Raw genomic sequence first — 12,704 nt, forward strand, 5'->3', positions numbered from 1 at the left:
GTATCAGGACAAAAATACATACTAGTTTTTAAATATCCACGGCTTTGTCTCTATTTTATCACTACCCTGTGCCGACAGTGCCTGCTGATAGTTTGCCCTATTCACGTTCTGCTCTTTGGTAGGATAATACAGCCGGCTGGGAACACCTCCGTCTCCGAAGAGAGGGTCGAAACGATATGTTACAGTGTTGGCTTCTATTTCGCCTTCGAATATGATGTCGCCTTCCTTTATGAGGAAATCGGGGAATCCGGTGCGGCGATATTCACTCCATGCTTCCAGCCCCTGCATATATAATGCGATGTATTTCTGGGTTAAGACATTCTTCTGGTTAGCCGCAGGCAGCTTGGACAGGTAGTCTGTAACTTTGTCGGCAGCGACGCCCCATTTTTCAAGCGAGGCTCGTACTCCTGCCTGATAATCGTTTTGGCTCCAGTTGTTGTATTCGGAAATAAGGAATGCAACTTCTGAGTATTCCATCAGGATTTCCGCATAATTCGCCGCATTGATCGCCGCTCCCGGCAAACTGACGTTATTGGCGGAGAATTTTCCGGCCTGATCGTTTGCAAGGCCATATGGCAGGCCTATATAGGTATTCGTGGCTGTTGCCGGTAATGCATATGCGGATAAACGTGGGTCGGCTACAGGGAGTGCCGGATTACTGCCTTTTAGCAAATCGACAAGGATGTGAGAAACGGCGAAGTCTTTCCGGTTGGCTGTTACGGTGGCCCTGTAAAGAGGAGCTTCATTTGGAGATGTACCGGAATATTTGAATGCGGCATTGTCTGAATTGCTTGTGAACACACCTTTGCTTAATGCGTCTTCGAAATGTTGTCTGTATAATGCGCTGTCCTTCTCCTTTAAGCGGGTGGCAAAACGCAAGCGTAATGAATTAGCTAGTTTGGCCCATTTCAGGTGCTTTCCTCTGTAAATGATATCCGCCTTATTAAAGGTAGAGTCATCCGGATATTTGAGGAGTGTATCACTGGCGGCTTTTAGCTCATTCAGGAAATCGGCATAGATCTTTTCTTGTGGTGCATATGCCGGGGTAATATTTTCGGGGTTTTGTTGCAGAGCCTGAAAATCTGCATCTTTATTGCCATAAGACTGGTAAGGGATATTTCCGAACACGTCAGTCAATGCATAAAAGGTATAGGTTTTCAATATCCGGCTGATGGCAATCTGAGTTGAGTTACGCCCTATACCATTGGCGGAGGCTACATCTTTTGTTGCAGGATCAGTGTTGAGCCTTATTATTTCCTCCAGATTATTCAATGTCTTATAGAGCCCTTTCCAGTAATCGTCCGAGTAGCTGAACGGAATGTCGTAGCGGGACTGTGTTGTATAAGTATTCTGTGAAAAATATTGCACAAACAGTATAGAGCCTCTTAATGATACTTGTTCGCTGCGTAGGTTATCTACCAGTAATTTCTCGGAAGAAGTGATCAAAGATGTAGTAGGTACAGATGATGGGCGGTTGGGATCTTCATTGATATCATCTACGCATGATGTGAATAATAACAATGATGTGAAAGCACCTAGTATATATAGTTTATTTATTTTCATAATCTTTTTGTTGTCTTTTAAAATTTGAACCCAAGGTTTAATCCGTATGTTACCGGAGTAGGGATATTTCCTCCTTCTATACCTTGTACATTGCCACTGCTGTTTGTCAGTTCCGGGTCTATATCTTTACTTTTTGTGTAAATATTCCATAGGTTGCGGGCATAGGCAGTAACGCTGACACTTTCTATCTTCCATTTCGGCAGTTTGAATGTATAACCGAATGTCAGCTCTCTTAGCTTGATAAATGTCGCATCGAATACAGTATAGGCTGTCGGCCCATTATATTGGTTCTGCGCCCAGGCCTGAGCGGTTATATTCTTCGTGTTTTGAGCAGTATTGCTTACAGTATATGTACCATCGGAATTGAATACGACATCTCCTGTAACGCCATCCAACACAGTCCCTGTTTCACGGATATTATTAGCCGCAGTTGATTTCAGTATACCGGAATACATACCCACTTTATAGGTCTGGGAGAAAAACTTGCCTCCTACCCGTGAGTCGATAAGGAAACCGAAAGAGAAGTCTTTATATCTTAACTGATTCTGGAAACTCCACAAGAAGTCGGGCAACACACTGCCTAGCGGAACAAACTGATCTGTACGCATATACACACCGTCTTTATCCACGACCTTTTGTCCGTCAGGTGCATATACAAAGTCATATCCCATTATCTGTCCGTAACTATCCCCTTCTTTAGCCACCAGAGATACCAGTGTATTACTTAGCTGGAGAGTGTTTACAGCTTCAGAGAGTGTGATGATCTTATTGCTGTTTTTAGAGAAGTTTGCAATAGCTGTCCAATCCCAGTCTTTTTGTCTGATAGGGTTCACTGTCAATGTAGCCTCTATGCCTTTATTATTTATCTTTCCGGCATTGATCAGCTTATAGCTATATCCGAAAGCATCGGAAGTAGGCAGTGAAATAATCTGGTTGCGGCTGTTGTTATTATAATAGGTGACGTCGAGCCCTAATAGATTATCGAAGAGTTGTAATTGTAATCCGGTTTCCCATGAAGATGTTATTTCCGGCTTCAGTTCCGGATTATTCAATTTCTCAGGAAGTGTATAAACGATATTGCCATCGAATGAATTCAGGGCTTCATAAGTCTTATATAATTGATAAGGGTCTGTATCGTTACCCACCTGTGCCCAGCCTAAACGGATCTTAGCAAATGACAGCCAGCTTTGTTCTTTCAACGCCGGTAGTTCGGTCAGAATGAAAGACGATGTGAGAGATGGATAAAGGAATGAGTTATTATCTTCCGGTAATGTTGATGACCAGTCGTTACGCAATGTCCCGTCTACATACAACATGCTTTTCCATCCATAAGAGAAGCTACCATAGACTGACGATATGGCTTTCTTGTACAACCCGGTCGATGGGTTCACAATAATAGACGCAGCATTGTTCAGACTGTAATATTCAGGGATGGCAAGTCCTCCCGAAGTTTGGATGTCGCTTACCCGTCTGTTGCGCCTCATGTAGTTCGCACCGGCATTTGCTACCAGTGAGTGATCTCCCCAACGGTTGTTGGTTGTAGCCAGGAATTCATAGTTAAACTCATCGAATTTCTGTGAATACTCCTGATATTGGGACTGTGAACGTGAATAATAAGCAATTCGGTCTTGAGAATTGTATTGATAAACATCTCCGTTGATCCGTCCGGTCAGGCTAAGCCATGTTGTAGGGGTTACTGTTAATCCTACATTTCCATAAAAGCGGTCCCTGTTTTCTTTCAGGTAACTTTCATATGCCGACCAGTATGGGTTATCGATGTATTTGGTCTTTTCTCCGGCAGCTGTATTTTCCCAGCTTGTCCTGTTCCATGCGCGGGGTGTTCCGTCGGCTCTTTTATATTCTTTCAACTTTTGATAGTCGACCTGCACTTGTCCCCATTGGTATGCCTCGAGTATGATGTTACGGTTCGAGGCTCCTGTCCACGGACGGCCTGTGGATTTGTTATTTATATAGTTCACATTTCCGAAGAATGATACAAGGGAGCCTTTGGTGCTACCTGATATATTTATGGAGTTACGCCCTAAAGATGAATTCGGGATAGTCCCTTTTACGTTCTTGTTTGTAAATGATACGCGAAAAGTACCTGTTGCCGTATTCTTGGACAGGGCGATATTATTTGTATTTGATACGCCTGTACGGAAGAAGTCTTCCACATCGTGTTTCGGATAAACCCATGGCTGAGGATTCAGATAATCGGCTGTATATTCAGGATCGAGATTATACCAGTGCAATACAGGTGTTCCGTCCAGTTTCGGGCCCCAGCTTTCGTCAGCCGCGTAATCCACTATATTATATTCTTTTCCGTCGATAGTCGCCTTTTGAAAAGTGGTGCTGTATCCCCCGCCATATAGTTTCTGACGTTCAGGCAGGCGGACTACTTTTTCGAACTCAATACCGGTATTTACCTGTATATCTATACGGTCATCTCTTCTATCTCCTTTTTTCGTGGTGATGAGGATTACCCCGTTAGCTGCACGTGTACCGTATAAGGCGGCTGCAGAAGGACCTTTCAGTACGCTAATGTCTGCGATGTCGTCAGGGTTGATGTCCTGAATTGTACTACCCACATCTTTTCCTGCACTACCATTTATCGTGGCAGATGTATTCATATCTGTATTGTCCAACGGAACGCCATCTATTATGTATAATGGCTGGTTGTTTCCCGTAATAGAGTTTATACCTCGTAAAGTTACTCTGGACGATCCTCCCATATTTCCTCCACTGGAAATAACCTGTAATCCTGCTATCTTGCCCGACAATGCGCTCAAAGCATTGGTCGGCCTTGTTTCCAATGCCTCACCTGATACTCCCTGAACAGCATATCCAAGCGCTTTCTTTTCACGGGGAATGTTTAATGAAGTGATGACCACCTCGTCCAGTTCTGTAGCCTTTTCTTTCAGAACTACATTTATAGATGTATTCGTCAATACTTTTGCTTCATGTGTCTCGAATCCCAAAAAGGAGAAGACTAAAGTTTCATTTTTCTGTGCGGAAATGGAATAATAACCATCTTCGTTGGTCAGTGTGCCAGTCCGAAGATTACCTTTAATCTGAACAGTAACTCCCGGAAGTTCCAGGCCTGTAGCATCGGTAACACGTCCTTTGATGACAAACTCTTGATCTGTTTGGGCAAATAGTAGTATTGTAAAGGCATTTAACAATAGTAATAATTTTATTTTTCTCAATCCTAACATAGTTTTTGTAGTTTATTCAAATATTTTTATAGATGCAATAAATATCTTGTTGTTAAAAACAGATAATATTTATCACAAAAGTATAACGACTATGTTGCGTGTGAAATCCCTTTTATGTGGTATTTATATACCTAAAACATGGTATAGCTTTAACCTGTTACGAGTATTTGGCCCCCTTTGGGGGCCCCTTTAAAAAAACACCTCCTTTTTGGGGAAGTTGGAAGGCTAAAAGGTAACACAGATCAATGTGCCGATTGACTAATATGCCGATGTGTCAATAGCGCGAAGCTACTTTACAATTAATAGTTAACAGTCATCAACTCGTAAGATGTAAAAACTTTGCGCCTTTGCGTAAAACAAAATAAAGTATCTTGTAACCCGTAACTGTTAAAAGGTAACAAAGGTAACACTTGTTTCAGTTAACAGTAAACAGTCATCAGTAAACAGTATCGTGGTTTGTCATGCTGAGAGAAACGAAGCATCTCGTCAGGGAGTAGTTAACAACCTGTCTCTCGTGTCTTTCTCCAAAAAGGTAACAAAAGTAACAGATATATCAGTGAACAGTAAAACAACTTGTAACTTGTAACTCGTAACTGCCCGAAGGGCGAAGAAATAACATTCGCCGAAGCGAAGGCGAGGCAAACTCGTAACTATCTTAAAAGGTATCAAAGGTTACATTTTTCATTACTTTTTCTAATCAATCTTTAAATCATTAAACGTTAAATCTTCAAATTCTAAATCCAGTATATCAAAGAACTATAAGCTAACAGCAAAAGACTGTCGGCTTCTCATTATAGATAAAATTATCTAAATTCGCTCACATATTTTGTTCTTCGCTTTCATTATACTTACATTTGTAGCAACAGAACCAATTGATTTATGACATTTAGTAACTCACAGCCTAAAATCCGTTTCGGAGTGATAGGCACTAACTTCATTGTAGATAAAGTTTTGGAAGGAGCGAGTTTCGACTCCCGTTTCGAATTAACGGCAATATATTCCCGCACACAGGAGAAAGCCGATGAGTTTGCCTGTAAGCATAATGTTCCGCATACATTTACATCATTGGAAGCAATGGCTGCGAGCCCGCTTATAGATGCCGTGTATATCGCCTCACCTAATTCGTTGCATGCTTCCCAGAGCATCTTGTTTATGGGGCACGGCAAACATGTTCTGTGTGAAAAACCTTTTGCTTCCAATGTCAAAGAGGTAAAAGCCATGATAGCTGCGTCGAGGGAAAATAATGTCACTTTGATGGAGGCCATGAAACCCAGTCTTACACCAAATTTCAAGGCACTGAAAAATCATATGGGGGAAATAGGGATTGTAAGGAGATATTTCTCGTGTTACTGCCAGTATTCATCACGTTACGATAAGCTGAAAGAAGGGACTGTACTGAATGCTTTTGATCCTGCGCTGTCTAACGGATCAGTAATGGATTTAGGAGTATATACAATATACCCGATGGTGGTTTTATTCGGCCGTCCACAGAAAATAAGCGCCACAGGATTGAAATTATCTACCGGTGCAGACGGGCAGGGAGCTGTGAATTTCGAATATGAAGGAATGAGTGCTACTGTGCTTTACTCCAAAATTGCCGACTCGGCCTTACCTACAGAGATACAGGGAGAAGAAGGCACAATAACCTCGGACCGGATAAATATTATCAGTAAAGTAACACTTAAATACAGGAATGGGGAAGAAAAAGGAATAAGTTCTCCGGATGTGTTGCACGAATATTATTACGAGGTAGCCGAGTTCATTAATTTGATACAGGACGGAAAACGCGAGTCGGATATCAATAGTCATGAAAACTCCCTTATAACGATAGAAATAGTAGATGAAATAAGGAAACAGTTAGGGGTAATATATCCTGCTGATGACAAATAAGTATATATTTGTGCCAAATATCTGGCATTTGTTTTTGTAAAAGTCAGATTAATATGATTTTAATTTTTTTAGAAAACTTTTTTTAACAATAATAAATTATTATTCACTCAAAATATTCATAGCTTTATTCCGCATTTAATAAGTAAGACTTCATGGATCGTTGAATTTACCTGTACGGGGAGTTGAACTTGCTGTGACCAAGAGCCTTAAGAAGAAATAAAACCATGTTATACTTTGATTATTATTGCATCAGGAGATTAGTATGTAAATTTTATTGCGAAAATAAGACCCCAAATAATAAACAATATTAAAAGAAACAATTTATTTATTAACTTAATCCATGAATGAACAGACATCTTACTCACGCGCCCAAACGTTTTGGCTGGTTATATTACGGCTGCTAATCGGATGGCATTTCTTATACGAGGGAATCGTAAAAATTTTAAATTCAGGCTGGTCAGCCTATCCTTACCTGATGGATTCTCAGGGATTTTTTGCTGAATATTTTCATAATTTAGCCGCCGACCCGGGTTTTTTAGCAGTATCCAACTATATTAATGTGTATGGATTAACACTAATCGGATTAGGACTAATATTGGGATGTTTCTCACGCATCGCTTCCATTGGAGGTATCATTTTTCTTGCACTATATTACCTGTCACACCCACCTTTTATCGGAGCCGCTTATATGATGCCCACAGAAGGCTCTTACCTCTGGATAGATAAAAACGTAATTGAAATAGGAGCATTGATGGTACTCATTTATTTTCCTACTTCCCGGATAATTGGCCTTGACCGGTATATCTGTAAATTATTTAAACGCAAATAAAGCTAACATACTATAATATTATGACACCCGAAGACAGAATTGTCCCTGAGGATAAAGATAAAAAGAACGATAAAAAAACTCCGGAAAATAATCCGTTACCGGAGTCCCAAGGCAGGCGTAATGCCCTCAAAGCATTGGCTACAACTCCGGTTCTAGGCGCTTTGGCATATGGTGTATATCAAAAACAAAAATACACCAAGACACTGAATGATGTAAGCGATGTATTCAAACTGAGTGCCGAAACCCCGTCGATACCCGGTCTGCAGCCCAACGGAGAGCAAATCCGCATAGGCGTTATCGGTTATGGAGGCAGGGGAAAATATTTGCTCAGAGCTGCCGGATTTGCCACTCCCAAACATTTACAGGGGTGGATAGATGATGCCAAAAAGAACAAGAAAGATACCCGCTACAAAGACTTTAAGGAGCAGGAGGACCTGAATATTGTATTTGCCGGAATATGCGATATCTTCGATACATTTGCAGAAGAAGGGATGGCTGCCGGAGCGAATATTCACAGGGAAGGTATCGGAGGTAAAATGGGGCCTGCCCCAAAACGATACCGCCACTATAAAGAAATGCTTGCCGATAAAGATATAGATGCTGTTATTATTGCAACTCCCGACCATTGGCATAGCACCATGGTAATGGATGCAGCCAAAGCCGGAAAGCATGTATATGTAGAGAAACCCCTTTCGTGGACAGTGCCTGAAACATATATGGTGAGGGATATTGTCAAAGAGACAGGGATCGTTTTCCAATTAGGACATCAGGGGCGCCAGATCGACAGTTACCGCAAGGCAAAGGAAATTATAGATAAAGGGCTGCTGGGCCCGATCAGCCTTATCGAAGTATGTACTAACAGGAATGATCCTAACGGTGCATGGGTATATGATATCCATCCGGATGCCAATCCTCAGACCATAGACTGGAAACAGTATGAAGGAGACCCGGAACGGATTAAGGAATACATGGATTACATGACCAAGTACAATCTGCTTAAATATGTTGGTCCTGAAGCAAGGGATAAATTCAGCCTCGAACGTTTCTTCCGCTGGCGCTGCTGGTGGGATTACAGTACCGGGCTTAGCGGGGATTTGCTCACACATGAGTATGATGCCATCAACCAATTGATGGGAGTAGGTATACCTCATTCGGCTACATCATCGGGTGGCGTGTACTTCTTCAAAGATGGACGGACTGTCCCCGATGTGTTGCAAACCACATTCGAATTCCCTGAAAAGAACCTGACGATGCTGTACAGTGCTACCCTGGCAAGCAGCCGCAACAGAGGTAAAGTCATCATGGGGCATGATGCATCGATGGAAGTAGGAGATACGCTGACGGTGAAAATAGACAGCGGTTCTACCAGATATAAAGAAAAACTTGAGAAAGGTATCATCAAACCCGATGTGCCATTCTATACATATGTTCCCGGAAAAAACAATGTGGATGCGATAACTTCAGCTACCGAAATGTATTTTGCCCAACGCGGACTATTATATTCTTACCTGGGAGGAAAACGTTACGATACCACATTCCTTCATGTCAGAGAATGGGTCGAATGCATCCGTAACCGGAATAATAAGCCGTCTTGTGATATAAATGCAGCCTTCGAAGAGGCGATAACCGCGCATATGGGAACACGGGCTTATCTCGAAGGCCGTACTATGTACTGGGACAAAGACAAAGAAGAAATTGTCAGAGGAGAAATCAGCTGATAATCAATTTTAAAAGGACATTAAATCTATAATAATTAATAATTATTAAACCTAAAAACAGAAAAACTTATGGCATCAGACATTTCAAGGAGAAAATTCCTGAGTACCGGAGCTAAAGCTGCTATCGGTCTGACAATTATCCCAAGCACCGTTTTGGGTAAAAACTTCGGGCATGTTGCACCAAGCGACAAACTAAATATTGCCGCAATAGGTATTGGTGGTATGGGACATGCTAATATCAAGCAAGTGGAAAAAACAGAAAACATCGTAGCTCTTTGCGACGTGGACTGGAGATATGCGAAAGGCGTATTCGACAGATTCCCCGATGCAAAAAAATACTGGGATTTCCGCAAAATGTATGACGAAATGGGTAAATCCATCGACGCTGTTATCGTAGCTACAGCCGACCATACACACGCTATTGTTTCTGCTGATGCAATGACAATGGGCAAACACGTTTATTGCCAGAAACCATTGACTCACACAGTATATGAATCCCGCTTGCTTACCAATCTTGCCAAGAAGCATAAGGTGGCGACCCAAATGGGTAATCAGGGATCTTCCGCCGAAGGAGTAAACCTTGTTTGCGAATGGATATGGAATGGCGAAATAGGTGAAATCACAAAAGTAGAAGCCTTTACAGACCGCCCGATCTGGCCACAAGGGTTGAATGCTCCTGAGAAAATAGATAAAATACCAAAGACATTAGATTGGGACTTGTTTACAGGACCGGCTAAAATGCGTCCTTACAATGCTCTGTATACTCCTTGGAACTGGCGTGGCTGGTGGGATTATGGTACAGGAGCATTGGGAGATATGGCTTGTCATATCCTTCACCCTGTATTTAAAGGCCTGAAATTAGGTTATCCTACAAGTGCTCAGGGATCTTCCACTATGTTGTTACAGGACTGCGCACCTCAGGCCCAGTATGTAAAACTTGTATTCCCGGCCCGCGACAATATGCCTAAGGTATCTATGCCGGAAGTCGAAGTACACTGGTATGATGGAGGTTTGAAACCAAATATGCCTGCCGGATGGCCACAAGGCAAAAGCATGAATGATGCAGGTGGTGGTGTTATCTTCCACGGAACTAAAGATACATTGATCTGCGGATGTTATGGTGTGAACCCATGGTTGCTTTCGGGCCGTAAACCTAATGCGCCTAAAGTTTGCCGTCGTGTGGAAACTTCTCATGAAATGGACTGGGTACGTGCATGTAAAGAAGATGCTTCCAGCCGCGTGCTGACTGCTTCTGACTTTAGCGAAGCAGGACCTTTCAACGAAATGGTAGTAATGGGTGTACTTGCTGTACGCTTGCAGAACCTGAATAAGGAGCTACTTTGGGATGGAAAGAATATGAAATTTACAAATATCAATCCTAACGAAGAAATCCGTATTCTGAAGAAAGACGACTTCAAGATTGTCGACGGCGACCCAAAATTCAACAAGATATGGACAGATCCTATCAATGCACAGGAATTTGCGCAGGAACTGATCAAGCATAATTATCGTGATGGTTGGAAATTGCCGGATATGCCGTAATATTAAAATTGTTAAATTAAACCGTATAAAGAAATGAAGAAAATTATTTACAGTCTGGGATGCCTTATGATCGCAGGAGCAATGGTTGCTTGCGGAGGTGCCAAAAAAGATGCGCAAAATGCAGGTGAAAATGCAGACTCTACAAAGAAAGCTGAAGCTGCTGCTCCTCAGTACACTGTAGTGGAAAAACCACAGATAGATCTTTCTAAATTTGCGAAAGATAAAGACGGATTTATTACTATTTTCGATGGCAAAACATTTGAAGGATGGCGCGGTTATGGAAAAGATGCCGTTCCTGGAAAATGGGTTATCGAGCAGGGCGCTATCAAGTTCAATGGAACAGGTGGCGGTGAAGCTCAGGATAAAGACGGCGGAGATATTATTTTTGCTCATAAATTCAAAAACTTCGAGTTGACTTTCGATTGGAAAGTAGCTAAAGGCAGTAATTCCGGAGTTTTCTTCCTTGCACAGGAAATTGAAACAACAAACGATAAGGGTGAAAAGAGAATGGAACCTATCTATATCTCATCCCCTGAATACCAGGTTCTGGACAATGCCAACCATCCTGATGCAAAAATGGGTAAAGACAACAATCGTCAGTCAGCATCTCTTTATGATATGATCCCTGCAGTACCTCAAAACTCTAAACCTTTTGGAGAGTGGAACACAGGTAAGATTATGGTATATAAAGGAACTGTTGTTCACGGACAAAACGGAGAAAACGTAGTTGAGTACCATTTGTGGACTCCTCAATGGACAGAATTGTTGCAAGCAAGTAAATTCAGCCAGGAAAAATGGCCTTTGGCTTTCGAATTGCTGAACAATCTTGGCGGAACTAACAGAGAAGGTTATATCGGATTCCAGGATCATGGAGATGATGTTTGGTTCCGTAATATCAAAGTTAAGATACTTGATTAATAATCAGGCAACTAATTTTTTCTATTATAATAATGTCAAATCCATTGAGGAACATATCCTTCATGGATTTGACTTTTAAATATATCTTATTTAATTAGCATGAAAATAACAACGTTTTTTATAGCTGCCCTTCTGCTGATCTCTTGTTCTCCAAAAGCGGAAACAGTGACTCAACAGGCCCCTCCGAAGAAAGATATAGCCCTGCAATTATATTCCCTTAGGGACGATATATCCAAAGACTATGCCGGCACAATAAAGAAAGCCGGGGAAATGGGATATACGGCAGTTGAGGCTGCGAACTATGGCGATGGTAAATTCTATGGAAAAACGCCGGAAGAATTCAAAGCCGACATCGAAGCTGCCGGAATGAAAGTATTATCTTCCCATACCGGCCGGGGACTTAATGAGAAAGAACTGGCGTCAAAAGATTTCACTGAAGCTATGAAATGGTGGGATCAGTGTATTGCCGCGCATAAGGCTGCCGGAATGAAATACATCGTTACCCCATCCATGGAAACGCCCAAGACATTGAAGGATTTACAGACCTATTGCGAATACTACAATGAAATAGGCAAGAAATGTAAGGAAAACGGCATGTTGTACGGATATCATAATCATGACTTTGAACTTAGAAATAAAATAGAGGACAAAGTGATGTACGACTATATGATTGAGAATACAAATCCTGAATACGTATTCTTCGAAATGGATGTATATTGGGTAGTAAGAGGCGGAAAAAGCCCTGTGGATTATTTCAATAAATATAAGAACCGTTTCGCTTTGCTTCATATCAAGGACAATAAGGAACTTGGACAGAGCGGTATGGTCGGATTTGACGCTATCTTCAATAATACAGACGCAGCAGGAACAAAACACCTGATTGTGGAAGTGGAACAGTACAACTTCACTCCTTTCGAAAGTGTGAAAAAGAGTTTGGAGTATTTACTGAATTGCCCGTTGGTAAAAAAAAGTTACGATAAATAAATTATAGATGAGCAGGGCGGAAAGCTCTGCTCATTTTCCGGATAA

General features: G+C 41.7%; 8 protein-coding genes. 6 read left to right on the forward strand and 2 right to left on the reverse strand.

Annotated features, from left to right (window positions below):
* Nucleotides 1–21: 21 nt before the first annotated feature.
* Together ACYQ3L_RS04710 and ACYQ3L_RS04715 are read right to left on the reverse strand one after the other, a co-directional pair.
* On the reverse strand, nt 22–1,563 hold the full coding sequence (locus ACYQ3L_RS04710; RefSeq protein WP_379994692.1) for a SusD/RagB family nutrient-binding outer membrane lipoprotein: 1,542 nt from the start codon (nt 1,561–1,563) through the stop codon (nt 22–24).
* Nucleotides 1,564–1,580: 17 nt separating this feature from the next.
* A complete protein-coding gene (locus ACYQ3L_RS04715; protein ID WP_379994690.1) occupies nt 1,581–4,778 on the reverse strand; it encodes a SusC/RagA family TonB-linked outer membrane protein in 3,198 nt (1,065 codons plus the stop codon).
* An 879-nt stretch (nt 4,779–5,657) separates the two neighbouring features.
* Between ACYQ3L_RS04715 and ACYQ3L_RS04720 the strand changes: the two genes are divergently transcribed.
* The 6 genes from ACYQ3L_RS04720 (at nt 5,658) to ACYQ3L_RS04745 (ending at nt 12,659) form a co-directional block, all read left to right on the forward strand.
* Nucleotides 5,658–6,668: a Gfo/Idh/MocA family protein gene (locus ACYQ3L_RS04720; RefSeq protein ID WP_379994688.1), complete on the forward strand. Its 1,011-nt coding sequence runs from the start codon at nt 5,658–5,660 to the stop codon at nt 6,666–6,668.
* Between the two features lie 340 nt (nt 6,669–7,008).
* On the forward strand, nt 7,009–7,497 hold the full coding sequence (locus tag ACYQ3L_RS04725; protein ID WP_379994686.1) for a DoxX family membrane protein: 489 nt from the start codon (nt 7,009–7,011) through the stop codon (nt 7,495–7,497).
* A gap of 20 nt (nt 7,498–7,517) precedes the next feature.
* Entirely contained in the window at nt 7,518–9,215 is a 1,698-nt protein-coding gene (locus tag ACYQ3L_RS04730; protein ID WP_379994684.1) for a Gfo/Idh/MocA family protein, read from the forward strand.
* A gap of 69 nt (nt 9,216–9,284) precedes the next feature.
* Complete coding sequence (locus ACYQ3L_RS04735; RefSeq protein WP_379994682.1) at nt 9,285–10,757, forward strand: glycoside 3-dehydrogenase; 1,473 nt, start codon at nt 9,285–9,287, stop codon at nt 10,755–10,757.
* A 33-nt stretch (nt 10,758–10,790) separates the two neighbouring features.
* Nucleotides 10,791–11,675, forward strand: a complete 885-nt coding sequence (locus ACYQ3L_RS04740; protein ID WP_379994680.1) for a 3-keto-disaccharide hydrolase — start codon at nt 10,791–10,793, stop codon at nt 11,673–11,675.
* A gap of 99 nt (nt 11,676–11,774) precedes the next feature.
* Nucleotides 11,775–12,659 carry a sugar phosphate isomerase/epimerase family protein gene (locus ACYQ3L_RS04745; RefSeq protein ID WP_379994678.1) on the forward strand — a complete coding sequence of 295 codons (885 nt, stop codon included), beginning with the start codon at nt 11,775–11,777 and terminating at the stop codon, nt 12,657–12,659.
* Nucleotides 12,660–12,704 lie beyond the last annotated feature (45 nt).

It is taken from the genome of Dysgonomonas termitidis (assembly GCF_054657735.1).